This window comes from Plantibacter lichenum (assembly GCF_050587525.1).
Lineage (GTDB): Bacteria > Actinomycetota > Actinomycetes > Actinomycetales > Microbacteriaceae > Plantibacter.
In genome coordinates, this window is the sequence record NZ_JBOBFT010000005.1 from 179,102 (window position 1) to 205,088 (window position 25,987).

At 68.8% G+C, this 25,987-nt stretch carries 21 protein-coding genes and 1 riboswitch; of the genes, 6 read left to right on the forward strand and 15 right to left on the reverse strand.

Annotation, left to right across the window (positions count from 1 at the left end; translation table 11 throughout):
• Positions 1 to 55 precede the first annotated feature (55 nt).
• The 5 genes from mgrA to rsmI form a co-directional block, all read right to left on the reverse strand.
• Complete coding sequence (gene mgrA, locus ACQ3HB_RS09010; protein WP_430919629.1) at positions 56 to 1,123, reverse strand: L-glyceraldehyde 3-phosphate reductase; 1,068 nt, start codon at positions 1,121 to 1,123, stop codon at positions 56 to 58.
• A 93-nt stretch (positions 1,124 to 1,216) separates the two neighbouring features.
• Complete coding sequence (gene rsmA / locus ACQ3HB_RS09015) at positions 1,217 to 2,062, reverse strand: 16S rRNA (adenine(1518)-N(6)/adenine(1519)-N(6))-dimethyltransferase RsmA (protein WP_430919630.1); 846 nt, start codon at positions 2,060 to 2,062, stop codon at positions 1,217 to 1,219.
• A gap of 215 nt (positions 2,063 to 2,277) precedes the next feature.
• The gene (locus tag ACQ3HB_RS09020) at positions 2,278 to 3,210 is read right to left on the reverse strand and encodes a TatD family hydrolase (RefSeq protein ID WP_430919631.1); all 933 of its coding nucleotides are present in this window, start codon (positions 3,208 to 3,210) and stop codon (positions 2,278 to 2,280) included.
• A 117-nt stretch (positions 3,211 to 3,327) separates the two neighbouring features.
• The gene (gene metG, locus ACQ3HB_RS09025; protein ID WP_430919632.1) at positions 3,328 to 4,908 is read right to left on the reverse strand and encodes a methionine--tRNA ligase; all 1,581 of its coding nucleotides are present in this window, start codon (positions 4,906 to 4,908) and stop codon (positions 3,328 to 3,330) included.
• Between the two features lie 115 nt (positions 4,909 to 5,023).
• Positions 5,024 to 5,902 (reverse strand): 16S rRNA (cytidine(1402)-2'-O)-methyltransferase, encoded by an 879-nt coding sequence (gene rsmI, locus ACQ3HB_RS09030; protein ID WP_430919633.1) that lies wholly within the window; start codon positions 5,900 to 5,902, stop codon positions 5,024 to 5,026.
• A gap of 133 nt (positions 5,903 to 6,035) precedes the next feature.
• Between rsmI and ACQ3HB_RS09035 the strand changes: the two genes are divergently transcribed.
• Positions 6,036 to 7,622, forward strand: coding sequence for a dolichyl-phosphate-mannose--protein mannosyltransferase (locus ACQ3HB_RS09035; RefSeq protein WP_430919634.1), 1,587 nt, complete (start codon positions 6,036 to 6,038; stop codon positions 7,620 to 7,622).
• Positions 7,623 to 7,635: 13 nt separating this feature from the next.
• A complete protein-coding gene (locus ACQ3HB_RS09040) occupies positions 7,636 to 8,715 on the forward strand; it encodes a YeiH family protein (protein WP_430919635.1) in 1,080 nt (359 codons plus the stop codon).
• A 158-nt stretch (positions 8,716 to 8,873) separates the two neighbouring features.
• Here ACQ3HB_RS09040 and ACQ3HB_RS09045 read toward each other — a convergent pair whose 3' ends face one another.
• A complete protein-coding gene (locus ACQ3HB_RS09045) occupies positions 8,874 to 9,194 on the reverse strand; it encodes a DMT family transporter (protein WP_430919636.1) in 321 nt (106 codons plus the stop codon).
• 17 nt (positions 9,195 to 9,211) lie between these two features.
• A riboswitch (guanidine-III (ykkC-III) riboswitch) is annotated at positions 9,212 to 9,275 on the reverse strand.
• Positions 9,276 to 9,468: 193 nt separating this feature from the next.
• On the opposite strand from ACQ3HB_RS09045, the gene ACQ3HB_RS09050 reads away from it, so the two are divergent.
• From ACQ3HB_RS09050 to ACQ3HB_RS09060, 3 genes are all read left to right on the forward strand, one after another.
• Positions 9,469 to 10,758, forward strand: coding sequence for an O-acetylhomoserine aminocarboxypropyltransferase/cysteine synthase family protein (locus tag ACQ3HB_RS09050; RefSeq protein WP_430919637.1), 1,290 nt, complete (start codon positions 9,469 to 9,471; stop codon positions 10,756 to 10,758).
• Positions 10,759 to 10,889: 131 nt separating this feature from the next.
• Positions 10,890 to 11,408, forward strand: a complete 519-nt coding sequence (locus tag ACQ3HB_RS09055; RefSeq protein WP_430919773.1) for a CoA-binding protein — start codon at positions 10,890 to 10,892, stop codon at positions 11,406 to 11,408.
• A gap of 100 nt (positions 11,409 to 11,508) precedes the next feature.
• Positions 11,509 to 15,027, forward strand: coding sequence for an AfsR/SARP family transcriptional regulator (locus tag ACQ3HB_RS09060; protein WP_430919639.1), 3,519 nt, complete (start codon positions 11,509 to 11,511; stop codon positions 15,025 to 15,027).
• Between the two features lie 27 nt (positions 15,028 to 15,054).
• On the opposite strand, the gene ACQ3HB_RS09065 is transcribed toward ACQ3HB_RS09060, so the two are convergent.
• Positions 15,055 to 15,903, reverse strand: a complete 849-nt coding sequence (locus ACQ3HB_RS09065; protein WP_430919640.1) for an ABC transporter permease — start codon at positions 15,901 to 15,903, stop codon at positions 15,055 to 15,057.
• Positions 15,900 to 16,949, reverse strand: coding sequence for an ATP-binding cassette domain-containing protein (locus ACQ3HB_RS09070; protein WP_430919642.1), 1,050 nt, complete (start codon positions 16,947 to 16,949; stop codon positions 15,900 to 15,902). The genes ACQ3HB_RS09065 and ACQ3HB_RS09070 overlap by 4 nt, the downstream gene beginning before the upstream one ends.
• A 224-nt stretch (positions 16,950 to 17,173) precedes the next feature.
• Between ACQ3HB_RS09070 and ACQ3HB_RS09075 the strand changes: the two genes are divergently transcribed.
• On the forward strand, positions 17,174 to 18,082 hold the full coding sequence (locus ACQ3HB_RS09075; protein ID WP_430919644.1) for a sulfurtransferase: 909 nt from the start codon (positions 17,174 to 17,176) through the stop codon (positions 18,080 to 18,082).
• Positions 18,083 to 18,257: 175 nt separating this feature from the next.
• On the opposite strand, the gene ACQ3HB_RS09080 is transcribed toward ACQ3HB_RS09075, so the two are convergent.
• The 7 genes from ACQ3HB_RS09080 to ACQ3HB_RS09110 all read right to left on the reverse strand — a co-directional run bounded on the left by ACQ3HB_RS09080 (position 18,258) and on the right by ACQ3HB_RS09110 (position 25,779).
• Complete coding sequence (locus tag ACQ3HB_RS09080; protein ID WP_430919645.1) at positions 18,258 to 20,237, reverse strand: thioredoxin domain-containing protein; 1,980 nt, start codon at positions 20,235 to 20,237, stop codon at positions 18,258 to 18,260.
• 29 nt (positions 20,238 to 20,266) lie between these two features.
• Positions 20,267 to 21,055: a DUF1684 domain-containing protein gene (locus ACQ3HB_RS09085; RefSeq protein WP_430919647.1), complete on the reverse strand. Its 789-nt coding sequence runs from the start codon at positions 21,053 to 21,055 to the stop codon at positions 20,267 to 20,269.
• Between the two features lie 117 nt (positions 21,056 to 21,172).
• Entirely contained in the window at positions 21,173 to 22,009 is an 837-nt protein-coding gene (locus ACQ3HB_RS09090; RefSeq protein WP_430919649.1) for an aldo/keto reductase, read from the reverse strand.
• A gap of 411 nt (positions 22,010 to 22,420) precedes the next feature.
• Positions 22,421 to 23,356 carry an ABC transporter substrate-binding protein gene (locus tag ACQ3HB_RS09095; protein ID WP_430919651.1) on the reverse strand — a complete coding sequence of 312 codons (936 nt, stop codon included), beginning with the start codon at positions 23,354 to 23,356 and terminating at the stop codon, positions 22,421 to 22,423.
• A 121-nt stretch (positions 23,357 to 23,477) separates the two neighbouring features.
• The gene (locus ACQ3HB_RS09100) at positions 23,478 to 24,284 is read right to left on the reverse strand and encodes an ABC transporter permease (protein WP_430919653.1); all 807 of its coding nucleotides are present in this window, start codon (positions 24,282 to 24,284) and stop codon (positions 23,478 to 23,480) included.
• On the reverse strand, positions 24,281 to 24,958 hold the full coding sequence (locus tag ACQ3HB_RS09105) for an ABC transporter permease (RefSeq protein ID WP_430919655.1): 678 nt from the start codon (positions 24,956 to 24,958) through the stop codon (positions 24,281 to 24,283). Before ACQ3HB_RS09105 ends, ACQ3HB_RS09100 begins: the two co-directional genes overlap by 4 nt.
• A complete protein-coding gene (locus ACQ3HB_RS09110; RefSeq protein ID WP_430919657.1) occupies positions 24,955 to 25,779 on the reverse strand; it encodes an ABC transporter ATP-binding protein in 825 nt (274 codons plus the stop codon). Before ACQ3HB_RS09110 ends, ACQ3HB_RS09105 begins: the two co-directional genes overlap by 4 nt.
• Between the last annotated feature and the right edge of the window lie 208 nt (positions 25,780 to 25,987).

Consider the following 25,987-nt stretch of genomic DNA (forward strand, 5'->3'; position numbering starts at 1 on the left):
GCCGGCCCGCACTCGAGGTGTCGAGCACGGGCCGGCGGTGATGCAGTCGCGCTGATTACTTGTTGGAGGAGTCAGCCCAGATGTTGACGTCGGCGCCCTCGGAGAGGCGGTCGATCTCCTCGAGCTCCTCGGTCGTGAACGCCGGCCCGTCGAGCGCGGCGATGTTCTCGTCGATCTGCTCGGGACGCGATGCGCCGATGAGGGCGGACGTGACGCGCGGGTTGTTGAGGACCCAGGCGATCGACATCTGCGCGAGCGTCTGACCGCGCTCCTTGGCGATCTCGTTGAGCGAGCGGAGACGGTTGATCGCTTCCTCGGTCAGCTGCTTGCCGGGGAGGTGCGTGCGCGGGGTCGCGCGGTCCGCGACGCCGTCGCCCAGGTACTTGTCCGTCAGGAGGCCTTGCGCGAGCGGCACGAAGGCGATCGATCCTATGCCGGTCTGGCCGAGGACGTCGGTCAGGCCGTCTTCGATCCAGCGATTGAGGATCGAGTAGGAGGGCTGGTGGATGACGAGCGGCGTGCCGAGTTCGCGGGCGACCTCGTGTGCACGCGCGGTGCGCTCGGCCGAGTACGACGAGATGCCGACGTACAGCGCCTTGCCCTGGCGCACGATCGAATCGAGGGCGCCGATGGTCTCCTCGATGGGCGTGACGTCGTCGACGCGGTGCGAGTAGAAGATGTCGACGTAGTCGATGCTCATGCGCGCGAGGGACTCGTCGAGGCTCGCCGTGAGGTACTTGCGCGATCCGAAGTCGCCGTACGGGCCTGGCCAGAAGTCGTAGCCGGCCTTCGAGGAGATGATGAGCTCGTTGCGGTACGCGCCGAAGTCCTCACGCATCATCCGACCGAAGTTGGTCTCGGCCGAGCCGTAGGGAGGGCCGTAGTTGTTGGCGAGGTCGAAGTGGGTGATGCCGCTGTCGAAGGCATGGCGGAGGAGCGCACGCTGGCTGTCGAACGGACGGTTGTCGCCGAAGTTGTACCAGAGGCCGAGCGAGATGGGCGGCAGGTACAGGCCGGAGGTGCCGACCTGGCGGTAGGTGGTGTTCTCGTAGCGCGACGGTGCAGCAGCGTAGGGGCGATGGATGTCGGGGACGTTCGCACTGAAGCGAGGGTCGTTGGTCATGTCTTTACAATATCGCGCTGATCGGCAGCAGTCGACGGGTCCGACTGCTCAGGGACCCGGTGGAACCTTCGACAGGCTCGGGGACCGGGGACGTTAAGCGCGGACGATGGCGAGGAAGTCGTGCACGGTGAGCTCCTCGCCGCGTGCGGTCGGCTTGATGCCGGCCCGCTCCATTTGCTCGATCGCGGCCTGCGAGCTGCCGAGGACGCCGCCGAGCGCCTGACGGAGCATCTTGCGACGCTGCTGGAACGCGGCGTCGACGAGCGCGAAGGTCGCGAGGCGCTCCTCCTCCGTGCCGATGACGTCGGTGCGGCGTTCGAAACCGACGAGGACGGAGTCGACGTTCGGGATGGGCCAGAACACCTGTCGGCTGACCTGGCCGGCGATGCGCCACTGGCCGTACCAGGCGGCTTTCACGCTCGGGGCGCCGTAGACCTTGCCGCCCGGCGTGGCCGCGAGTCGGTAGCCGACCTCCGCCTGCACCATGACGACGCCGGCGACGAGCGAGTCGAAGTGCTCCAGGAAGTGCAGGAGGACCGGCACGGAGACGTTGTACGGGAGGTTCGCGACGAGTCGGTTCGGCTGACCCGGGAGATCCTCGATCTTGAGGGCGTCCTCGTGGACGACGGCGAGCCGGTCGATCATGCCCGGCGCCATCTCGGCGACCGTGAGCGGGAGCTGTTTCGCGAGGCGTCCGTCGATCTCGACCGCGATGACGCTCGCATCGGCTTCGAGGAGGCCGAGGGTGAGCGATCCGAGGCCCGGTCCGACCTCGACGACGACGTCGCCCGGGGCCACTTTGGCGACGTTCACGATGCGACGGACCGTGTTGGCGTCGATGACGAAGTTCTGGCCGAGCTTCTTCGTGGGGGTCACGTCGAGGATGGCGGCGAGATCTCTGATCTCGGCGGGGCCGAGCAGGGCGACGGAAGCGGTCATCCCTCAAGTATCCCCTGTCGCGCTCGGCTCATCCGCCGGTCGCCCGGTCACTGAGCCTGTCACCCCGGTCGCTGAGCCTGTCGCACCGGTCACTGAGCCTGTCACCCCGGTCACTGAGCCTGTCACCCCGGTCACTGAGCCTGTCGAAGTGGCGTGCGGTCGGACTGGCCCTTCGACAAGCTCAGGGACCGGGACCGCTCAGGGACCAGGCCGCCTCAGGAGGCCTCGACCGGTGCGGCCTCGCTGCCGGGGTCGGCGAGCGGCGGTTCGTCGTCCCACGAGCCGTACACGAGCTCCGTGTTGGACGCGATGAGCGCGGAGAGGATCCCCGCGTCGGTTCCGAGGTGCTCCGCCATCCCGCGCACCGTGTACGGCAGGAGGTAGGGCGCGTTCGGCCGGCCGCGGTTCGGCGTCGGCGTCAGGTACGGCGCGTCCGTCTCGACGAGGAGCAGCTGACGCGGCACCGCTTCGAGCGCGTCGCGGAGCGGTGCCGCGTTCTTGAAGGTGACCGTTCCGGCGAAGGACATGTACCAGCCGTGCTCCGCGCACAGCTCGGCGAGCTCTCGGTCACCGGAGAAGCAGTGGAACACGGTGCGCTCGGGGGCTCCGACGCGCAGCAGCGTCTCGACGACCTCGCGATGGGCGTCGCGGTCGTGGATCTGCAGCGCGAGCCCGTTCTCCTTCGCGATGGCGATGTGCGCCTCGAACGCCCGGAACTGCGCGTCTCGCCCGGTCTCGTCGGTGCGGAAGAAGTCGAGTCCCGTCTCCCCCACCGCGCGGACGCGTGGGCGAGTGGCCAGTTCGGCGATCTCGGCGAGCGAGTCGTCGAGGGTCCCCGAGCGATCGAGCTCGGGGGTGTCGTTCGGGTGGATGGCGACGGCCGCGAGCATCCGCGGTTCCTTCGCCGCCATCTCGGCGGACCACCGCGACGTCTCGACGTCCGTGCCGACCTGGACGACGCCCCGCACGCCGACGCTCGACGCACGGTCGAGGTGTTCGAGGTAGCCGATGGGCGAGTCGCCGTCGGCGTATTCGAGGTGCGTGTGGTTGTCGTAGACGGGGACGTCGAGCGGTTGGGGCGGCGCCGGATAGCTCCGGTCGGTTCGATCGCCGGCCTCGCGCTTCCGTACGTGCACCTCGTCGCTCACCGTTCGCCTCTCCGTCGTGGGTTCGTCGTCCCGTGGTTGGTCGTCGACCGCTCCGAGCGCTGGGCCCGATGGCCGGGTCCGGCATTCGGGCTGTCCTTGGACCCTACCCGTTCGACCTCAGTCGTTCGTCGACTCGATGCGCGGGAAGAGCGCTTCGAGACCGTTGACGGTCGTGCCGGCGGGGAGCTGGCCCCACTCGCCGGCGTTCCGCACCGACTGCGCGGCGAGCGGGCCGAGCGCGTCGGGGCCGCCGAGCGCGATCCACAGCGTCTCGGTCGCCTTGGGCATGAACGGGCTGAGGAGCACGGCGAGCGAGCGGAGGCCGTCCGCCGCGGTGTACAGGACCGTTCCGAGTCGTTCGCGCTGCGCTTCGTCCTTCGCGAGCACCCACGGCTCCTGCACGGTGATGTACCCGTTCAGCTCGTCGACGATGCGCCAGATCGCGGTGAGCGCGTCCTGGATGGCGAGTCGTTCGATCGCGGCGTCGGCGTCGGCGGCCGCCTTCGCGACGGTCTTCTGGATCGCGATGTCCGCTTCGAGGGACGGGCCGGCGGGCGGCACGACGCCTTCGAAGTAGCGGGTGATCATCGCGACGACTCGTGAGGCGAGGTTGCCGAAGCCGTTGGCGAGCTCGGCCTGGTAGCGCGCGGAGAGGTCCTCCCAGCTGAACGAGCCGTCCTGCCCGAAGGCGATGGCGCGCATGAAGTAGTAGCGGAACGCGTCGGATCCGAAGGTGTCGGTGATCTCGTTCGGCGCGATGCCGGTGAGCTTCGACTTCGACATCTTCTCGCCGCCGACGAGCAGCCAGCCGTGGCCGAAGACGCGCTTCGGGACCTCGAGGCCGGCGGCCATCAGCATCGCGGGCCAGATCACGGCGTGGAAGCGGAGGATGTCCTTGCCGACGATCTGGGTGGCCGGCCAGCGCTTCGCGAACGCCTCGTCGTCCGAGCCGTACCCGGCCGCGGTGATGTAGTTGAGCAGCGCGTCGAACCACACGTAGACGACGTGCGTGTCGTCCCACGGCACCTTGATGCCCCAGTCGAACGTGGAGCGGGAGATCGACAGGTCCTTGAGGCCCTGGCGCACGAACTGGATGACCTCGTTGCGCGCGGATTCCGGCTGCACGAAGTCGGGGCGCTCCTCGTAGAGCGCGAGGAGGCGTTCCGCGAAGTCGCTCATGCGGAAGAAGTAGTTCGACTCCTTGAGGAGTTCGACGGGCTTCGAGTGGATGGCGCACACGAGCTGCCCGGCGTATTCACCCGCGCCCTGCACGAGGTCGCTCTCCTGCTTGTACTCCTCGCAGCCGACGCAGTAGTAGCCCTCGAACTCGCCCGTGTAGATGAACCCGGCGTCGTAGAGACGCTGCAGGAACAGCTGCACGTTCTTCTCGTGGCGCTCCTCCGTGGTGCGGATGAAGTCGTCGTTGGAGATGTCGATGGTGTCGAGCAACGGGTACCAGGACTCGGTCACGAGCTTGTCGGCCCAAGCCTTCGGCGTGACGCCGTTGGCCGTCGCGGTGCGCAGGATCTTCTGTCCGTGCTCGTCGGTTCCCGTGAGGAACCAGGTCGGGTCGCCCGCCTGGCGGTGCCAGCGCGCGAGGACGTCCGCGGCCACCTCCGTGTACGCGTGCCCGATGTGGGGAGCGTCATTCACGTAGAAGATGGGCGTGGTGATGTAGAACGAGGTGCCGTCGGCCATGGGGTCAATCCTAGAACGCCGCCGGGCGGCTCTCGTGCGTGTTACCTGCTTGCGGGCGCCGACGACGTCGAACCGACGGGTCCACAGCCGATCCCGCGGCTCCGATGCGGGTCGCTCAGCGCCGCGGAGGCATCTCCGGGGGGACCGGCGCCGGGCCGGAGTGCTTGCCGGGTGCGGCCGGTTTCGCGGCGAGCGCGGCCTGGTAGAGGTCCCGCTTGCTGAGCCCCGTGGCATCGGCGACCTCCGCTGAAGCGTCCTTCAGGCGCACGCCGTCGGCGACGAGCGAGAGGACCTGCTCGACGGCGGTCTCCGGATCGGCCGTGCGGGGCGCGGCTCCGGCGATGACGATGCAGATCTCACCCTTCACGCCTGCGGTGGCCCACTCGACGAGTTCGGCGGCGGTCCCCCGCTTGACCTCTTCGAAGAACTTCGTGAGTTCGCGGCACACCGCGACCCTGCGGTCGTCGCCGAGGGCGGTGGCGATGTCCTGGAGCGATGCCGCGAGGCGGTTGGGCGACTCGAAGAACACCATCGTGCGCGGTTCGTCGGCGAGCGCCCGGAGCGCGGTGCGGCGATCCCCGGGCTTCCGCGGCAGGAATCCCTCGAAGGTGAAGCGGTCCGATGCGAGGCCGGAGACGGCGAGCGCGGTCACGACGGCGGATGGGCCGGGCAGCGCGGTCACCCGCACTCCGGCAGCGGCGGCCGCCTCCACGAGGTGGAAGCCGGGGTCGGAGACGGTGGGCATGCCGGCGTCGCTCAGGACGAGGACGTCGGTGTCCGCTGCGATCGCCACGACCTCCGCGGCGCGCTCCCGTTCGTTGTGGTCGTGGAGGGCGATGAGCCGCGGACGGTGCTCGATGCCGAGTGCGCGCAACAGGTGCACGGCCGTCCGTGTGTCCTCTGCTGCGACGACCTCGGCGGTTTCGAGGGCCTCCCGGAGTCGGGGCGAGGCGTCGCCGAGGTTGCCGATCGGGGTCGCCGCGAGGATGATCATGGAACCAGTCTGACACCCGGGGTCCCGTCGGCCATCCACGGAGTCCGGCGTGAGCGCGCCCCACCGGGTTCAGCTCGGGAGGTGCAGCCGCGTCCGATGCGGCATCCCCAGTCCTGATGACTAGCATGGGTCCGTGTCGGACGATCTCCTCGAAGCCCCTGTGACGGGCTCCCGTCTCGACCGCCGGTGGGAACGGTTCCTCAGCATCGGACGCAGGCGCACCCTGTGGACGTGGGGAGGCCCCATCGCGGTCACGCTGCTCGCAGGCATCCTCCGCTTCTGGAATCTGGGTCATCCGCACTCCCTGATCTTCGATGAGACCTTCTACGTGAAAGACGCGTGGTCGCTCTGGAACAACGGCTACGAGAGCACGTGGCCGGACGACGCCGACAAGCTGTTCGCGAACGGCGACGCCGGCGGGTTCTCGACGACGGCCTCATACGTCGTCCATCCACCGCTCGGAAAATGGCTGATCGCCCTCGGAATCGCCGCGTTCGGCGTCGACAACAGCGTCGGCTGGCGAGTCGCGACCGCGCTCGCGGGAACCCTCGCCGTCCTCCTGATCGTCCTCATCGCCAAGCGCCTCTTCGCCTCGACCGCCCTCGCGGTCATCGCCGGATTCCTCTTCGCGATCGACGGCCACGCCATCGTGATGTCGCGCGTCTCGCTCCTCGACAACTTCCTCATGTTCTTCGTCCTGCTCGGCTTCGGGGCGATCCTGCTGGACCGCTCCTGGCATGCGTCGAGACTCGCGGCCAAACTCGCCGCGGCGAGGGCGGCCGGTCGAGATCCGGACTGGGGTCCCGTGCTCTGGTGGCGGCCCTGGCTGCTCGCCGCGGGCATCGCGTTCGGAGCGGCGACCGCCGTCAAATGGAACGGCCTGTACTTCCTCGCGGCGTTCGGCGTCTACGTCGTCCTCACCGACCTCCTCCTGCGTCGCCGACTCGGCCTCAGCCTGTGGGCGAGCGCGGCGATCCTCAAGCAGGGCCCGGCGTCGTTCCTGACCCTCGTCCCGCCCGCGTTCGTCGTCTACCTCGCGAGCTGGACCGGCTGGATCGTCACGGCCGGCGGCTACGACCGGCAGTGGGCGAACCAGGGCAACGCATGGACCGGCGCCTTCTCCTGGGTCCCGCATTGGGCACAGAGCCTCATCCATTACCACCAGAGCGCGTACGGCTTCCACGTCGGCCTCCACACGCCGCACCCGTACCAGGCGAACCCGCTCACGTGGTTGTTCATGATCCGGCCGACGAGCATGTACTACGAGTCGCCGAAGACGGGCACTGCCGGATGTGTGTGGGACAACTGCGCGTCCGCGATCACCTCGATCGGCAATCCGCTCATCTGGTGGGGCGCGGCGATCGCCCTCGGCTACCTGATCTACAGGCTCGTGCGGTACCGCGAATGGCAGGTCGGGATCATCGTGCTCGGCGTCGCCGCCGGCTACCTGCCGTGGATGCTCTACCTGAACCGCACAGTGTTCCAGTTCTACACGATCTCCTTCGAGCCCTTCCTGATCCTCGGCCTCGCCTACGCGCTCGGGAAGATCCTGGGGTCCCGGAACGATCTGGAGGAGCGGCGCGTCGCGGGGGTCGGGGTCGTCGGCGTGTACCTCGTCATCGCCACGGTCCTGAGCGTCTTCTGGTACCCGCTCTGGACCGCGACGACGGTTCCCTACTGGTTCTGGTACATCCACGCGTGGCTCCCGTCATGGGTGTGAGCGGGGCGAGCCGGTGAACGCGGTCGGTCTCCGGCGCACGCTGCCCGGCGTCGGGGCCGCCGCCGTCGCCGCGCTCCTCGCCTGGGGCGTCCACACACTCGTCCCCGCCGTCCCGCTTCTCACCGCGAGCGTCCTGCTCGGCATGATCGTCGGCCAGATCCCCGCGTTCCAGTCCCTCGCGGGCGGAGCCCTGAAGCCGGGCCTCGGGATCTCGTCGAAGCGCTTCATGCGCCTCGGAATCGTGCTCCTCGGTCTGAAGCTCAGCCTCGTCGACATCGCGGGGCTCGGGTGGGTGACGCTCGGCACGACCGTCGCGATCGTCGTCATCACGTTCTTCGTCACCCTCTGGTTCGGTCAGCGGATCGGCCTCACCGGGCCGCAGCCGCTCCTCATCGCGACCGGTTTCTCGATCTGCGGCGCTTCGGCGATCGGGGCGATGAGCGGTGTCGTGCGGGCGAAGGACGAGGATCAGGCGACGCCCGTCGCTCTCGTGACGCTGTGCGGAACCCTCGCGATCTTCATCCTCCCGGCCCTCCGCGGCCCGCTCGGACTGACCGACGACGAGTTCGGGCACTGGGTCGGTGCGAGCGTGCACGACGTCGGTCAGGTCGTCGCGACGGCCCAGATCGCCGGGACCTCTGCACTGGCCGTCGCGGTGGTCGTGAAGCTCACGCGTGTGTTGATGCTCGCGCCCATGGTCGCCGTCGCGGCGACCATCGAGCGTCGGCGGCTGGACGTCGCGGCGTCCGAAGCCGCTGCGGCGGCTGCGGCGTCGTCGTCCGCGTCGTCTGGTGATGGCGGGGCTGTCGGCTCGCTCGCCGTCGATGCGTCGCCGAGGCCGCCCATCGTGCCGCTGTTCGTCGCCGGGTTCATCGCCGCCGTGCTCATCCGGACGTTCGTGCCACTGCCCGAGGGACTCCTCGAGGCGGCGGACACCGTGCAGACGGCGTTCCTCGCGATGGCGCTCTTCGCCCTCGGTGCGGCCATCCGGGTGAAGACGCTCGTGACGACCGGGTGGCGGGCGCTCGTGGTCGGCCTCGTGTCGTGGGTCGTCATCGCACTGCTGTCGCTCGTGGCCGTGCACCTGTCCTGAGCCGCCCTTCGACAGGCTCAGGGACCGGGCTCCGGTCCCAGAGCCACACCGGTCGCTGAGCCGCACCCGGTCACTGAGCTTGTCGAAGTGCCAACCGGCCGACGCCACCCATCGACAGGCTCAGGGACCGGTGCCCGGTCGCTGAGCTTGTCGAAGCGCTAGTGGGACGAAACGACCTTGAGGCCGATGACGCAGCCGACGAGCCCCAGGATGAGGAGCATCTTCACGATCGTGAACGGCTCCCCGCCGAAGGTCATCGCGTACACCACCGTGAGCGACGCGCCGATGCCCACCCACACGGCATAGGCGGTCCCGGTGGAGATGTCGCGCATCGCGTAGGCGAGGCCGGCCATGCTGAGCGCGAGGGCGACGAAGAAGACGACCGACGGCCAGAGCTTCGACAGCCCCTCGGACTTGCCGAGCGCTGTGGCCCAAACGGCCTCGAGGACTCCTGAGACGATGAGAACGATCCATGCCATGACGAACACACTCCTGCGTGGTCAGTCTTGTCGCGTTCCGGGTACTGCGCCCTCGTCCGGCGACCCCGTCGGGGCCGTGGTCCCCACCGTAGCAAGCGAGCCTGTGCAAGGCCAGTGCAACGTCCCCTTCGACAGGCGCGGAGACCGGATCGATCCGGTCACTGAGCCCGTCGACGTGTCGCCCCTAGCAGCAGGACCACCCGCTGCGGCGAATACGTCCGATTGTTGCGGCGTCGGGCGAGCACGCCCCGGTGGCTCCGGTAGCGTGATCGACATGGCAGATCGTGAGTATGGCTTCCGCACGCGTGCGATCCACGCGGGCAACATCCCCGACCAGGTGACGGGCGCACGCGCCCTCCCCATCTACCAGTCGAGCGCGTTCGTGTTCGACGACACCGCCGATGCCGCGGCCCGCTTCGCCCTGCAGAAGTACGGCAACATCTACTCCCGCCTCTCCAACCCGACGGTCGCGAGCTTCGAGGAACGCGTCGCGAGCCTCGAGGGCGGCCTCGGCGCCGTCGCGACCGCGTCGGGCCTGGCCGCGCAGTACATCACCTTCGCATCGCTCGCCGGTCAGGGCGACCACATCGTCGCCTCCGCGAACCTCTACGGCGGATCGATCACCCAGCTCGACGTCACGCTCCGTCGCTTCGGCATCGAGACGACGTTCGTCCAGTCCTCCGATGCCGCGGACTATGCGGCAGCGATCCAGGAGAACACGAAGCTCGTCTTCGCGGAGACGATCGCGAACCCCTCCGGCGAGATCGCGGACATCGAGGGCCTCGCCGACGTCGCCCACGCGCACGGCATCCCGCTCATCATCGACTCGACGATCGCGACCCCGTACCTCAACCGGCCGATCGAATGGGGCGCGGACATCGTGACCCACTCGGCCACGAAGTTCCTCGGCGGGCACGGCACGACCCTCGGCGGCGTCGTCGTGGAGAGCGGCCGCTTCGACTGGCACAGCGACAAGTTCCCGCTGTTCGGCCAGCCGGTCCCGAGCTACGGCGGACTCGAGTGGTCCGGCAACTTCGGCGAGTACGCGTTCCTCACGCGGCTGCGCGCGGAACAGCTCCGCGACATCGGCCCAGCCCTCGCCCCGCACTCCGCCTTCCTGCTCGCGCAGGGCGTCGAGACGCTCCCCTTCCGATTGCAGGCGCACGTCGACAACGCGCGCGCCGTCGCCGAATGGCTCGACGCCGACCCGCGCATCGCCGCCGTCAACTGGGCCGGTCTCCCCGAGCACCCGCACCACGACCGTGCCAACAAGTACCTGCCGAAGGGCCCCGGCTCGGTCTTCAGCTTCGAGGTCAAGGGCGGCCGTCAGGTCGGCCAGAAGCTCATCGAGTCCGTCGACCTCGCGAGCCACCTCGCGAACATCGGCGACGCGAAGACGCTCATCATCCACCCGGCGTCGACGACGCACGCGCAGCTGACCGACGAACAGCTCATCGCCGGTGGGGTGCTCCCCGGCATCGTCCGGCTGAGCGTCGGCATCGAGGACCCTGACGACATCATCTACGACCTCGACCAGGCGCTGAGCCTCGCGGTGAAGGAGTAAACGGCATGTCCACCACTTCGACAGGCTCAGCGACCGGGGCAGGCACGGTGACCGAGGCCGGCACGGTGACCGAGGCCGGCACGGTGACCGGAACCGAGACGGTCCAGCTGACGAACGGTCTCACGTGCGCGATGCCGGCCGACTCGCCGCTCGCGAAGCTCCTCCGTTCTCAGCGTACCTGGGTGGGCCCGGACGCGAAGGCGCGCCTGAAGCTCCTGCGCGAGGCGAAGTCGATCGCGATCGTCGGCGCCTCACCGAATCCCGCCAGGTCGAGCTACTTCGTGGGAACGTACCTGCAGCAGTCGAGCGACTACCGCGTGTACTTCGTGAACCCGAACGCCACGGAGATCCTCGGCCAGCCCGCGTATCCCGACCTGGCCTCGCTGCCGGAGGTGCCCGACATCGTCGACGTGTTCCGCCGCGCGAGCGACATCCCCGCCGTCATCGACGAGGTCGTCGCCATCGGCGCACCGACCGTGTGGGTGCAGCTCGGCATCTGGAACCAGGAAGCAGCGGAGTACGGCGAGTCCAAGGGCCTCACCGTCGTGATGGACCGCTGCATCAAGATCGAGCACGCCCGCTTCCACGGCGGCCTGCACCTGCTCGGCTTCGACACCGGACAGATCACGGCGCGGAAGACCCTCCGCTAGATCGCACTCCGGGGAGATCGCACTCCGGGGAGTACGAGCGCACCGTTCGTACTCCCGGGAGACGACGCACACGGTCGGGACCGCTCGTTACACTCGGTGGGTGGTCACCACCTTTCCCCCGCAGCACGACACGGCGCACGGCACCGTGCGCGGCGCTGCGGCGCAGCACGACGGGTCGGTGCACGGCCGCGACGCCGAGCGATCGATGCGTGTCGCGCTGCTCGGTCCGGTGCTCGTCGCGGGCAGGGACGGCATCTCGATCGAACCGACCGGACGCCTCGCGCAGTCGCTCATCACGGCGCTCGCCCTCGCCGGAGGCCACGGTCGCTCCACGGGACAGCTCATCGAGGAGCTGTGGGAGGACGAGCCGCCGAGCGGTGCCCGCGCTGCGCTGCAGACGCTCGTCTCGCGCGTTCGGGGCGCGCTCGAACCCGGGCTCCTCGCTTCGACGTCGTCCGGATACGCGCTGGCGATCGGTGCGCACGAGACCGATCTCGGCGTCGCGACGGCTCTCGCCGAGCACGCGGCGACCGCCCTCCGCACCGGTGATCCACGCAGCGCAGCAGACGAGGCGACGACGGCGCTGCAGCTCTGGCGCGGCGATCCCGGCGCCGCCGTCGACTCCGAGCTGGGCCGCCACCTCGCGAATCGTGCGGCATCGCTCCATCGCGATCTCACCCGGATCGTCGTCCAGAGCCGCCTCGATCTCGGTGAGGGCGCCGCCGTCGTCTCCGAACTCGAACTGCTCGCAGGCGAGACTCCGCTCGACGACGCCGTGCACCTCATGCTCTTCAACGCCTACGCGCAGTCCGGCCGCCGGACCGAGGCGATGCAGCTCTTCGCCGCCTACCGTGCACGTCTGCGGGACGAACTGGGCGCCGACCCGTCCGGCGGACTCGTCGCCGCGCACACCGCGCTTCTGCGCGACGCAAGCACCGACGCCGGCGGATCGACGCGTGCGGCGGCGGCTCCGTCGTCGGCCGCGGGACCCGCCGCGGGACCCGCCGGGGCCGGAGCAGCGCCGGAACCCGCGACGACGCTCTCCCGTCCAGGCGTCCGCATCGGCCTCCGTACGCCGCCGAACGAGCTGATCGGCCGCGACGACGACCTCGTGGCGATCGAATCCCTCATCGCCGAAGCCCGCGTCACCACGATCCTCGGCCCCGGCGGCCTCGGCAAGACGCGTGTGGCGCAGGAGATCGGCCGCCGAGCCGCCGAGCACACCCCCGCGGTCGTCTTCGTCGGGCTCGCGAGCGTCCGAAACGCCGATGACCTCCTGCTCGCCGTCGCCACGACACTCGGCATCCGCGAGGTCTCGGCCCGCCGCATCGGCGACGCGCTCAACGCCGCCACCGACGTCCCGGACCTCCGCACGCGCGTCCTCACGGCGCTCTCGGAACGTCCGACCCTCCTCATCGTCGACAACTGCGAACACCTCGTCGACGCCGCCGCCCGATGGATCGCGGACGTCCTCGACTGGACGAGCGACGTCCGGGTGCTCACGACGAGCCGTGCCCCGCTCACGATCGCGGCCGAGTACGTCTATCAGCTCGACTCTCTCTCGTCCGGAGTCGGCGCGGGCTCGACGGGCCCCTCCCGCACGACGGGCCGATCGACCGGCACGGACGAGCTCACGACCGTCGGACCGGCCGTGCGGCTCTTCCTCGAGCGCGCACGGGCCGCGCGCCCGGGCGCGACCATCCCGCTCGACACCGTCAGCCGCCTCTGCGACCGGCTCGACGGGCTCCCCCTCGCGATCGAACTCGCCGCAGCGCGCATCCGGACGATGTCGGTGGAGGAGATCGAACGGCGCCTCGGCAACCGCTTCGTGCTGCTCTCCCGCGGCGAGCGCACCGCGCCGGAACGGCATCGCACCCTGCTCGCCGTCATCGACTGGAGCTGGAACCTCCTCGGCGAGCAGGAGCGCATCGTCCTGCGCCGCGCCTCGCGCTTCCCGGACGGCTTCGGGCTGGAGGCGGCCGACGCCGTCGTGAACGGCGTGAGTCACGACGACGGAGACGGTGCCGACGCGACCGACGTCGCCGACGCCCTCGACGCACTCGTCGGCCAATCCCTCGTGATCGCCCGGGAGGATGCCCGCACGGGCCTCGTCCGGTTCCGGATGCTCGAAACAGTCCGCGAGTTCGGCGGCATGGCGCTGTCCGCCGCGGGTGAGGACGAGCTCGTCCAGGAACGGTTCGCCCAATGGGCGGTCGCGTTCTCGACCCGTCAGCTCCCCGCGAGCCAGGGACCGGAACAGATCGCCGCACTCAGTGAGACCCGCTCGGAGCAGGACAACCTCGTGAGCATCCTGCGCTGGGGCATCGAGGAACGACGACCGGACATCGTCGCTCCCGTCTTCGCGCTCCTCAGCTACGCCTGGTCCGTCCGCAGCGCGCACTCGGAGGTCCTGACCTTCGGCGAGGCCGTGCTCGACGTCGTCCGCGGTCGGATCCCGAAGGCCGAGGACGTCGACGCCTACTCCGTCTGCCTCGCAATGATCGCCACGACCTTCCTCTTCACGAGGCGGCGGACGTCCGCCCGCGCACTCGGCGCGCTGCGGTTCCTGAATCGCGATCATCCGACCTCGGACGCCCGGATCCAAGCCCTCATCACCCTGCTCCTCGCGGCGGGACGACCCGACCGCGGCCGCGAACTGCTGCAGGGCTACGTCGCCTCGGACGATCCCCGCATCGCCGGCATCGCGAACCTCCTCATCTCGCAGTTCGCCGAGAACGACGGCGACCCGGAACGCTCCGCGGCGACCGCCGAGCGCGCGTGGGAGTTGTCCGAGAGCGTCGGCGACGTCTGGGCGTCGGCGATGGCGTCGCACATGCTCGCCCAACTGAACAGCCAGAACGCGCAACCGGACAAAGCACTCGTTTGGGTCGAACGAGCCGATGCGCGGCTGCGGCTCCTCGACGCCGACGAGGACCTCCGCCAACTCGAATGGGTCGTCGCGCTCAGCAACGTTTCGAACGGCGAGTACGAAGCTGCCTCAGAGGTGTTCGGTCGATTCCTCCGCGAGGACCGCCCGAACTCGGACTTCTCCCCCGTGAGGGAACGACGCTCGATCGGATTCGCGGGTCTCGCCGAAGTGGCGCGCGCCCAGGGCGATCTCGTGCGCGGCCGCGAGCTGTACGACCAGGCCGTCGAGGCGTTCGGGCGGACCTCGGATCGGAACTCGCCCTGGCTGCTCATGGTCGCGGGCGCCGCGATCGTCGCGGAGGTGACTGATCGGACCGGACCGTGGGCGGCGACCACGGACCGTGCTCATCGATTGCGCGTCCGCGTCGTCGCCACCTCGCGGGTCAACTCGGCGTTCATCGACAAGCCGGTGCTCGGCTCGGCAGCCCTCGGTATCGGCGTGTGGGCCATCCGATCCGACGACGCCGATGTCGCCGCCATCGGCCTGGAGCTCATGTCGCTCGCTGAACGACTGAACTCCCGGCAGGACTCGCCGGCGCTCCTCCGCGAACCGCAGTGGGCCGCGGCTCACGAACTGCTGGGCGCTCCCGCCGTCGCAGCCGCACGTGCCGCTGCGACGGCCCTGAGCGGAGACGACGGCGCCGCCAGGACGATCGAACTGCTGGGCAGTCGGATCCTGGCGGCGCGGTAGCCCTCCTCGCGGAGGACCTGTGCCGGCCTACGCGCGGCGCATGTACGCACGCACGGTGAGCGGAGCGAAGACGATCACGATGACCGCGGCTCCGAGGAGCGCGAGCCACGCGTCTGCACCGAAGGTTCCGTTGTTCGCGAGGTCGCGGACGGCGGTCACGAGGTGCGAGACCGGGTTGACGTCGGCGAACGCACGCAGCCAGTCCGGCATCGTCTTCGTCGGCACGAACGCGTTCGAGAGGAACGTCAACGGGAACAGGATGATGAACGAGATCCCCTGCACGGAGCTCGCACTCCGAGCGACGACGCCGAAGAACGCGAAGATCCAACTGATCGCCCACGAGGACACGATCACGAGGAGCCCCGCCAAGACCACGAAGCCGAAACCGCCCGCCGGACGGTACCCCATGATGTACCCCACCACGAAGGTGAGGGTCGTCGCGATCGTGTACCGGACGGTGTCCGCGAGGAGCGCGCCGGCGAGTGGCGCGATGCGTGCGATCGGCAAGGACTTGAACCGGTCGAACACACCCTTGTCCATGTCCTCACGGAGCTGCACGCCCGTCACGACGGAGGTGGTGATGACCGTCTGCACGAGGATGCCGGGGATGATGATGGGGAGGTAATTCGCGATGTCGCCTGCGATCGCCCCGCCGAAGATGTACGTGAACATCACGGTGAAGAGGATCGGTTGGACGGTCACGTCGATGAGCTGCTCCGGCGTGCGCTTGATCTTGAGGAGCCCGCGATACGCCATCGTGAGCGAGTTGCTGATGCTCTGGCCGATACTGACGTGGTTGCGGAGGTTGCGCTCCGAAGCCGGGGTGATGCTCGTGGGTGTGCGGGCGCCAGATGGCGCTTGGGTGACGGCGCTCATGCGCGGATCCTTTCCGGGGTGGTGGGGTTTGAACCGGTCGCGATGGAACCGGCCGTGGGATCGGCCGGCTCGGAACCATCGGCTCCGTCGCCCTCCGCTTCCACGCCGTGACCGGTGAGGGTGAGGAAGACCTCGTCGAGCGTCGGCTTCTGCACCGACATCTCGCTCAGCCGGATGCCGGCCTCGCGCAGCGTGATGAAGAGGTCGGTGACCGCATCGGGGTTCCGCATGGGAGCCGTGATCCGGGTCGCCTCAGGCGAGACGATCGTGTCGACGTGGAGGACGTTCGAGATCACGCGGCGTGCGTCCTCGAGGTCTGCAGGGTCGGCGAGCCGCAGCTGGAGGGAGGACTCCCCCACCGAGGCCTTGAGCTCATCCGAGGTGCCTTCCGCGACGACCTGGCCGCGGTCGATGACGGCGATGCGATCGGCCAGCTGGTCGGCCTCGTCGAGGTACTGCGTCGTGAGGAGGACGGTCGAACCGGTCGCGACGAGACGACGGATCGTGTCCCACATCTGGGCGCGGGTGCGCGGGTCGAGACCCGTGGTGGGCTCGTCGAGGAAGATGAGCGGCGGCTGGGCGATGAGGCTCGCCGCGAGGTCCAGACGACGACGCATGCCGCCGGAGAACTTCTTCAGCGGGCGCTTCGCCGCATCGGTCAGCCCGAACTCCTCGAGGAGTTCCGCGCTCTTGCGCTTCGCCTCCGCCCGGCCGAGACCGAGGAGACGGGAGAAGATGATGAGGTTCTCGGTGGCCGAGAGGTTCTCGTCGACGGAGGCGAACTGCGCGGTCACGCCGATCAGCTGGCGGACGACCTGCGATTCGCGCTGCACGTCGTGGCCGAAGATCGTCGCCGTTCCGGCGTCGGGTTTCAGGAGCGTGGCGAGCATGCTGATGGTGGTGGTCTTGCCGGCGCCGTTCGGGCCGAGCACACCGTAGACGGTGCCGGTGCGGACGGAGAGGTCGACGCCGTCGACCGCCCGGTTGTCACCGAAGGTCTTGACGAGTCCATGGGCCTCGACGGCCCAATCGGAGCTGTTGCTCATTGCGGATGCCTTTCCTTGGGAAGTTGTTGCCACCAGCATCGGTCCGGTCGCTCACACGGCGCTCACGCGGCGCTGACATGGACTCACACGTGATTCACTGCGCAGTTCTCGGGGGTGCGTCGAGCGAAGACCCACGAGAACTGCGCGCTGGACGGTTGGGTCCCTCGTTACCCCGTGTTGCTCGAGTGGTGGCCGCGCTGAGGACGGTCACCTAGCGTGGGGCCATGACGCCGGACCGATCAGCCCCAGCCCTCGTGGACGCCGTCGTGTCCACCCAGTGGCTCGCCGATCACCTCGGCAGCGAACGGCTCGTCGTCCTCGACGCATCGGTCATCGTGCTCGGCGCAGACAGTTCGACCGCCAGCGGGAAGACCACCTATCTGAGCGGCTACGACCAGTACCTCTTCGACGGGCACATCCCCGGCGCCGTGTTCGGCGACCTCGTCGAGTCGTTCTCCGAGCAGGGCGCCGCGTACCCGTTCACCCGTCCGTCCCTCGAGACGTTCACGGAGGCCGCGCGAGCCGCAGGGGTGGGCGATGACTGCACGATCGTCGTCTACGACACCGCGTACGGCCAGTTCGCCAGCCGCCTGTGGTGGTTGTTCCGCAGCTTTGGCCACGCGCGCGTCGCCGTGCTCGACGGTGGCTTCGTGCGGTGGCGCGCAGAGGGGAGGCCGATCGATGACGGACACGTCGAACCGATCGACGGATCGTTCACGGCGCGGGAGGACACCCGTCACTGGGTGGACAAGGCGTTCGTCGAAGCCGTGCTGCGTGGCGAGGAGCGCGCCGTGCTCGTCTGCGGCGTCCCGCCGCGCGAGTTCAGCGGCGAGACGGGCGGCAGGGCGAGGCCGGGGCACATCCCGGGGAGCTTCAACGTGCCTGCCGGCAGGCTCGTCGACCGCGCCACGAACAGCTCGGTGCCGCTCGCGGAGCTCCGCGAACGCTTCGCGCCGGCGCTCGCGTCGGCAGCGCCCGGCACGAGGATCGTCGCCTATTGCGCGGGCGGCGTGACTTCCGCGGCCGATGCGCTCGCGCTCACCCGACTCGGCGTGACCGACGTCGCCGTGTACGACGGGTCCCTCGCCGAGTGGTCCGCCGACGCCGACGCGCCCCTCGTCACGGGCGCCTGAGCTCCTGCGCTCCTGAAGATCAGGTCCCGGAGTTCCCGTCCAGGTCCCTGTTCACAACTCAGGAGCGATGCGGCGTGTCGGCGCGGTTTCCCGGCGTGTCGCAAACGACACGCCGAGGTGCTCCTGAGTTGTGAACAGTGCCGACCGGTGGTGCTCCTGGAGAGGTCGGCTCGGCTCACCCCGCGAGGGCGGCCACCTCGGTGGTGGGGAGCCGACAGACGAAGTCACGGCACACGTACGCCGTTGCGAGACCATCGCGACTCGTCCGACCGGCCAAGAGCTCGAAGCCGGCCTCGGCCCACGCGGCAGCCTGCGCCTCCGTGACGACGGCGACGACGTCGTCACGACGGGTCCGCACGGCGTCGACGAGAGCGCGGACGGCGAGCGTCGGCTCGGCGTCCGGCGTCACCACGACGAGCTGGGTCGGCTCGGCCACGAGTCGCGCGGCGAGGGCGAGCGTCGCCCCGAAAGCGGTGGGCTGGGCGAGCGCGCGATCGGCGACCGCGGCGACGACGACCGACGCGGCATCGTGGTATCGCCGATCGCCCGTCAGGAGGAACAGGCGATGCGCGGCCGTCGCGAGCGAGGTCGGTCCGGACGGGTAGGCCCCCTCGGACGGGTCGACGTCGATGCGGAGGCCCTGCGCCGCGAGCACGCGGTCACCGCCGCCCGGCAGCGCGAACCGCGGCCCGGCGTCGGCAGCACCGGCAGCGTCGGCAGCACCGGCAGCACCATCGGCATTCGCATCTCCCGCATCACCGGCAGCTCCACCAGCGGTGCCGCCACCCACCATGCACTCGTCGACGAGTCGCCGTCCGACCCGCGCGTACTCCGGCTCCCCCGTCACGGACGCGAGTTCCAGGAGTCCGCTCGCGAGCATCCCATAGTCCTCGAGAGCGGCGGATGCGTCCGACAGACGTTCCTCGAGCGATGCCCGGATGAGCGTGCCGTCCGCGAGCAGGTGTGTGCCGACGATCGCGTCGGCCGCCCACCTCGCCGCCTCGATCCATTCGGGACGGTCGAAGACGAAGCCCGCCCGCGCGAGCGCTTCGATCGCGAGCCCGTTCCACCCCGTCAGCACCTTGCGGTCCGTAGCGGGAGGCGTCTGCCGTGCGCGCTCGAAGCGGTCGAGCCGGTAGTAGCCGCCCTCTGAGCGTTCACCGTCGATCGTGCTCTCCGAGTCCTGCGCGGAGGCGAAACCACCGCTCGGCTGCTGCAGGACGACCGTCAGGAAGTCGGCGACCCCCTCAGCGACGAGTGATGCCCAGGACTGCGGGTGGATCGTCCACGCACGCGTGTAGGCGTCGAGGAGCAGCGCGTTGTCGTACAGCATCCGCTCGTAGTGCGGCTCCGACCAGTCCTGCTGCACGCTGTAGCGGAAGAAGCCGCCCTCGACGGGATCCCGCAGCGCCGACGCACCCATCGTGCGGAGCGTCCGCAAGGCGAGCGATTCGGCCGGAGACGCGCCTCGTGGTGGTCCCGCCTGCTCTGCACTCGGCTCCGGAAGGGGCGTCACCAGGAACCCGAGAACCGGTGCGATCGGGAACTTCGGCGCGGTCCCGAATCCGCCATACGTGGGATCCTCGAGCCGTTCGAGGGAAGCGACGGCTGCATCGAGCGCCGCCCGATCGGGCAGCTTGCCCGCGGAGGTCCCCGTCGCACTCGCGAGTGCCGAGGCGAGCCCCGCGGCGCTCTCCAGGACGTCGTCGCGCCGATCGGTCCACGCCTCGGTCACCGCAGCGAGCACCTGGCGGAACGACGGATGCCCCTGCAGCGGGACGGGCGGCGAGTAGGTGCCGGCGTAGAACGGCTTGCCGTCCGGCGTCGTGAAGACGTTGAGCGGCCAGCCGAGGTTGCCCGTGAACGCGCTCGCGGCCGCCAGGTAGCTCGCGTCGACCTCCGGGTGCTCCTCACGATCGACCTTCACCGCGACGAATCCGTCGTCGAGGATCGCAGCGATCGCCGGATCGGAGAACGATTCACGCGACATGACGTGGCACCAGTGGCACGTCGAGTAGCCGATCGACACGAGCACGGGGACACCGCGACGAGCTGCCTCGGCGAACGCGGCCTCGCCCCACGGGTACCAATCGACGGGGTTGTCCGCGTGCGCTCGCAGGTACGGACTCACCGCATCGCGGAGTCGTTCGCCCATCGTCGCTCCTCGGTCCGTCGGCCCCGCCGTTACGCGTTCAGGACGGGGAACCGCTCGCCGGCCGTGATGGGCGTGCTGAGCCGGTTGTTGGCGGCGGGCAGCGGGCACACGTAGTGGTCGCTGAACGCGCACGGCGGCAGGTAGAGGCGGTTGAAGTCGACGACGACCGATCCATCCGCTGCGGGAGCGGGAAGGCTGATGAAGCGGAATCGATACGATTCCGTGCCGCTCGTGCCGTCCGCCAGGACCGCCCAGAGACCGCTCGGGCCTCCCGTCACGTCGAACGCGACCGCTTCACCGTCGAGGTCGAGCTGCACAGTGCCGACGGGGATGTCAGTGGAGACGTGGCCGTCGATCGACGTCGTCTCGACCGTTCCGCCGCCGGACGGGACGAAGCGCGCCTGACGCACCCAGGCCGGATCCGGCTCGTATGCGCTGATGCCGTGGAAGGTCGTGCGGCCGGGCGCCGAAGGGTCGAGCACACGGAGCGCGAAGGCGCCGTCGCGTTCCATGCCGCGGAGGAGGATGTCGCCGAAGCGCAGCTCGTCGCCGTGCACGAGTTCGACGCGATCGCTCAGGATCTCGGCGCCGTCGAGCGTCGTGAGGCCGTCGCCCGCGAGGTTCTCGCCCACGATGCCCGTGTCATCGGCGCGCCAGATGCCGGGCGCCCCCTCGTAGGCCTCAGCGTCCGGCGTGAGCCAGTGCGTGTAGGCGAGCGATGCGAGGCCGTGGGGCGCACCCACGACCCGGAGTCTGGCCTCGTGCCAGGTGGTCCAGGCCTGCCGGAAATCTGCTGGGTTCTCTGCGTTCGACGTCACACTCACGACGCTATCAACATCGGCCGGTACCCGGGGCATTCCCCGTGATACCGGCCGATGACTGTGAATCGGGTGTGCGGCGCGTCGTCCGGATCGGAGCGACGCAGCCGTCCCCGACTACTTCACGTCGAGCGGGTGACCCCCGACGCGACCGCCGCGCTCGAGCGCCGTGATCGCGGCGACCTCGGCATCGCTCAGCTCGAAGTCGAAGACGTCGATGTTCTCCGCGATGCGCTCGCGACTGTTCGACTTGGGGAAGACGATCGTGCCGTTCTGCAGGTGCCAGCGCAGGACCACCTGGGCTGGCGACTTGCCGTGGGCCTCGGCAGCTGCCGTGATCACGGATTCCTCGAGGAGTGGGTACTTGCCCTGTCCGAGCGGGCCCCAGGCTTCCGTGAGGATGCCGTTCGCACGGCCGAACTCGGTGACGTCGCGCTGCTGGTATGCGGGGTGCAGTTCGATCTGGTTGACCGCGGGGACCGTGTCGCTGCCGGCGATGATGCGTTCGAGGTGCTCGACGAGGAAGTTCGAGACGCCGATGGAGCGCGCCTTGCCGGCCGCGGCGATCTGTTCCAGCGCGAGCCAGCTCTCGAGGAACCTGTCCTGGCCGGGAACGGGCCAGTGGATGAGGTAGAGGTCGACGGAGTCGAGGCCGAGCTTCTCGAGACTCGTGTCGATGGCGGCGTGCGCGGACTCGGTGCCCTGGTCGCCGTTCCACAGCTTGGTCGTGATGAAGAGCTCGTCGCGCGGGATGCCGGATTTCGCGATCGCGCGTCCGACGCCTTCCTCGTTGCCGTAGATCGCGGCGGTGTCGATGTGGCGGTAACCGAGTTCGAGTGCGTCCGAGACGATGCGCTCGGTCGCCTCCGGGTCCACGAGGAAGACGCCGAAGCCGAGCTGCGGGATCGTGTGGCCGGAGTTGAGAGCGAGAGTGGGGACCTGTGGAGTCGTCATGCTCCTACGCTACGGAAAACGCATCCCAGAGGCACTCGGTTTCGTCATCTGCGAACACACAGCTTCCGTTCATCTGCCCACCCCGACCCCGTCGAACCGCTCCCGTCACGCACAACTCCTTCGATTTCGACATCGCCGTCCCCCGATTTCCCGGAATTCCGCGGATCACCGATCCGACACGGCTCGGATCGAAGGAGTTATGCTCACCGCCGCTCACCTGACGCAGAGACCTGACTCCGACGAGCACAACTCCTTCGAATCTGGTTCAGCAAACCTCCAGAAAGCCCGGATTCCGCGGTTCGGATCCCGCACGATGTCGAGATCGAAGGAGTTATGACTCGCAAGACAGTGCGAAGGCCCGATTCGAACGAGTCGAATCGGGCCTTCAGCGTCCCCGAGGGACAGGACCGCTTACTTGAAGAGGTTCTTCTCCTTGAGCCAGTCCGCCGCGAGGGTCGCCGGGGCGGCCTTCTCGTCGCCCTGGTTCCGTGCGTTCAGACCGATGAGGTCTTCCGTCGTCAGGGCGCCGGAGACCTTGTTGAGGACCTCCTTGACCTTGTCGGAAGCCTTGTCGGTGTTGATGAGCGGCAGGATGTTCTGCGGGAGGATCAGGTTCTTCGGGTCCTTCAGCGTGACGAAGCCGTTGTCCTTGATCGACGGGGTCGTCGAGAAGATGTCGGCGAGCTGGACGGTGCCGTCGAGGAGCGCTGCGGTGGTCTGTGCGCCGCCGCCATCGCTGATCGGGACGAAGCTCAGCTTGTCGGCCGGAACGCCGTAGACCTCGGTGAGGCCCTTGGGTCCGTACGGACGCTCGGCGAGTTCCGGCTGGCCGCCGATCGCGAGCGGGATGTTCAGCGCAGCAAGGTCTTCAAGGCTCGTGACCTTGTTCTTCTCGCTGAACTCCTTCGTGACGTTGTAGGAGTCCTTGTCCTCCGCCTTGGACTGGTCGAGGACGGAGAAGCCCTTCGGCAGGGCGTCGGGCAGCGCCTTCAGGACTTCATCGCTCGACTTCGCGGTGGACGAAGCGTCGAGGAACTGCAGCAGGTTGCCGCTGTACTCGGGGATGAGGTCGATCGAGCCGTCCTTCAGTGCCGCGATGTAGACGTCGCGTGCACCGATGTTGAGGCTCGACTTGACCTTGACGTCGTTCGCTTCCAGCGCCTGGATGTAGATCTGGGCGATGATCTCGGACTCGGGGAAGGCGGCCGAGCCGACAGTGATGGTGTCGGACGCGCTCGTGGAGCCACCGGTGGGGTCGCTCGACGAGCAGGCGCTCAGGGCGAGCGCAACGGCCGCGGTTGCGGCCAGACCGGCGGCGAGCCGGCGTCCTCGTGATGCAGTGAACATGGTGTGTCCTTTTCTCTTGGGCTGTGGTGCTGGTGCGGTGTTGAGTCTGTGGGTCGTGCTGGGGTGGACTCGCCGGGCTTGTCAGCTCATGCGGGCGAGGCGCCCCCGGCAGTTCGGAGCGCTAGTCCGTTCGGCTTGCTGTGATCTCGACCATGACCGCTGCCTCCGCGGCGGCCTGGTCCGAAGCGGCTTTCGCCTCTCCGGCGGAGTTGTGCTTCGACCTCGTCTCATCGATGGTCGTGTGGGTCGCGGCGACGCCCCGCGGGATGACCGCGCGCTGGATGAGCGCGAACACGCCCTCGAGGATGAGCGCGAGCGCCACGATGAGGATGGAGCCGGCGAGCATCTTGGCGTAGTCGCGGACGGGGAGGCCGTCGAGGATGTAGCGCCCGAGGCCCGGACCGTTGATGAGGAACGCGGCGACCGTCGCCGTCGCGATCGTCTGCAGTACGGCGGAACGGATCCCGCCGATGATGAGGGGCAGCGCGAGCGGGATCTCGACCTTGCCGAGGATCTGCCACTCGTTCATGCCGACCGCTCTCGCGGCATCGACGGTCTGCTTGTCGATCGCCTCCACTCCCCCGTACGCACCGGCGAGGACCGGTGGGATGGCGAGGACGACGAGGGCGGTGATGGCTGGCACGAGGCTCGTCGACGCGAATCCCCACCCGAGCGTGACGAGGGCGAGGAGCGAGAGCAGACCGAGGGTCGGCAGTGCGCGGAGGGCGCCAGTGATGGATACGGCGACCTCTCGGCCCTTGCCGGTGTGCCCGATGAGGAGGCCGAGCGGAATGGCGATGACGCACGCGATGACGACCGTGAGCGCGGTGACACCGAGGTGTTCCGCCACACGTACGGGGATGCCGTTCGCGCCGCTCCAGTGAGCGGGGTCGAAGATCCAGAGGAATGCGCCGATGAAGTTGTTCATGCCATCGCCGCCTCACGTCGGCGGCGGATGGCCCGCTTGGACGAGATGCGCGTCCACGGCATGAGCAGCCTGCCGAGGACCACGAGGATGACATCGAACACGACCGCGATGAGGACCGTGCCGACGATGCCGGTGATGATCTCCGTAGGGAACTGGCGGGCGTAGCCGTCGGTGAAGAGGTAGCCGAGGTTCGTGACGCCGACGAGGGCGCCGACGCTCAGGAGGCTGATCGTGCTCGCCGAGACGACGCGCACACCGGCGAGCATGAGCGGACCTGCCAGCGGGAACTCCACCCGCCAGAACCGCTGCCAGGCCGAGAAGCCGACCGCCTGCGCGGACTGGCGGGTGCCGGCGTCGACCGCGTCGAGCGCATCCGCGATCGTCCGCACGAGGAGCGCGATGGCGTAGATCGTGAGGGCGACCACGACGTTCGCAGGATCGAGGATCTGCGTGCCGATGATGGACGGCATGATGACGAAGAGCGGCAGCGACGGGATCGCGTAGAGGATGCCGCTGATCGTCAGCAGTGCGCCGCGGGTGAGCTTGTAGCGGTGCGCGAGCCACCCGAGCGGCAGGGAGATGATGAAACCGAGCACGATGGGCGGGATGCTGAGACTCACGTGCGTGAGCGTGAGGTCCCAGATCATCGACCAGTTGCTGATGACCCAGCTCATGGGCGGTCCTCTGGCGACAGGACGCCGGCCGGGCGGCCTCCTTCGTCGACGACGACATCGCGTCCGTCGACCCGCTCCACGTGGAGCGTGCGCTGACCGCGATCGGCGCCGATGAATTGGGCGACGAAGTCGTTGACGGGGTTCGCCACGATCTCGGCCGGGCTGCCCACCTGGGCGATGTGGCCGCCCTTCTGCAGGATGACGACCTGGTCGCCGAGGAGGAAGGCTTCGTCGATGTCGTGGGTCACGAACACGATCGTCTTCGCGATCGTGTGCTGCAGCCGGATAAGCTCGCGCTGCAGTTCCGCACGCACGAGTGGGTCGACGGCGCCGAACGGTTCGTCCATCAGGAGGATGTTGGGGTCGACGGCGAGACCGCGGGCCACACCGACGCGCTGCTGCTGCCCGCCCGAGAGCTGGCTCGGGTAGCGGTTCGCGAGCGAGCGGTCGAGGCCGACCGTGTCGAGCAGGGTCAGCGCGTCCGCTCTGGCCTGCTGCTTCTTGACGCCCGTGAGCATCGGCACGGTCGCGACGTTGTCGATGACCGTCCGGTGCGGGAGGAGCCCGGAGTTCTGCATGACGTAGCCGATGCGGCGACGCAGCTTCACGGGCTCGAGCGCTGCGACGTCCTCATCGTCGATGACGATGCGGCCGTCCGTCGGATCGACCATGCGGTTGATCATCCGGAGCAGGGTGGTCTTGCCGCAGCCGGACGAACCGACGAAGACGGTCGTGGAGCGGGACGGGATCTGCAGTGAGAAGTCGTCGACGGCGAGGGTGCCGTCGTCGAACCGCTTGCTGACGTGTTCGAAGGAGATCATGCCTGACCGAAGCCTCTTCTCTTGCGAAAACGTCTGGTCCGTCCGGTCCGCAGCTGCGGTCCGATCGCAACGGGTCCGCGATTGCGGCTCGTTGAACGTCTCGTCATCGGTTTTCCGACGCTACCGCAGCCCACCGACATCCGTCACCCCCCTCGACACAGAACGCAATACCCGGCTAGGGAACCAGATGTGGTGGTAGAGAATTCCC

Coding starts and splice junctions, on each gene's coding strand:
- ACQ3HB_RS09110 (WP_430919657.1), bottom strand. CDS start 25,779: ATGATCTCCTTCGAACACGTCAGCAAGCGGTTCGACGACGGCACCCTC.
- ACQ3HB_RS09100 (WP_430919653.1), bottom strand. CDS start 24,284: ATGAACAACTTCATCGGCGCATTCCTCTGGATCTTCGACCCCGCTCAC.
- ACQ3HB_RS09045 (WP_430919636.1), bottom strand. CDS start 9,194: ATGGCATGGATCGTTCTCATCGTCTCAGGAGTCCTCGAGGCCGTTTGG.
- mgrA (WP_430919629.1), bottom strand. CDS start 1,123: ATGACCAACGACCCTCGCTTCAGTGCGAACGTCCCCGACATCCATCGC.
- ACQ3HB_RS09075 (WP_430919644.1), top strand. CDS start 17,174: ATGACGCCGGACCGATCAGCCCCAGCCCTCGTGGACGCCGTCGTGTCC.
- ACQ3HB_RS09050 (WP_430919637.1), top strand. CDS start 9,469: ATGGCAGATCGTGAGTATGGCTTCCGCACGCGTGCGATCCACGCGGGC.
- ACQ3HB_RS09070 (WP_430919642.1), bottom strand. CDS start 16,949: ATGAGCAACAGCTCCGATTGGGCCGTCGAGGCCCATGGACTCGTCAAG.
- ACQ3HB_RS09055 (WP_430919773.1), top strand. CDS start 10,890: ATGCCGGCCGACTCGCCGCTCGCGAAGCTCCTCCGTTCTCAGCGTACC.
- ACQ3HB_RS09105 (WP_430919655.1), bottom strand. CDS start 24,958: ATGAGCTGGGTCATCAGCAACTGGTCGATGATCTGGGACCTCACGCTC.
- ACQ3HB_RS09090 (WP_430919649.1), bottom strand. CDS start 22,009: ATGACGACTCCACAGGTCCCCACTCTCGCTCTCAACTCCGGCCACACG.
- rsmA (WP_430919630.1), bottom strand. CDS start 2,062: ATGACCGCTTCCGTCGCCCTGCTCGGCCCCGCCGAGATCAGAGATCTC.
- metG (WP_430919632.1), bottom strand. CDS start 4,908: ATGGCCGACGGCACCTCGTTCTACATCACCACGCCCATCTTCTACGTG.
- ACQ3HB_RS09095 (WP_430919651.1), bottom strand. CDS start 23,356: ATGTTCACTGCATCACGAGGACGCCGGCTCGCCGCCGGTCTGGCCGCA.
- rsmI (WP_430919633.1), bottom strand. CDS start 5,902: ATGATCATCCTCGCGGCGACCCCGATCGGCAACCTCGGCGACGCCTCG.
- ACQ3HB_RS09080 (WP_430919645.1), bottom strand. CDS start 20,237: ATGGGCGAACGACTCCGCGATGCGGTGAGTCCGTACCTGCGAGCGCAC.
- ACQ3HB_RS09065 (WP_430919640.1), bottom strand. CDS start 15,903: ATGAGCGCCGTCACCCAAGCGCCATCTGGCGCCCGCACACCCACGAGC.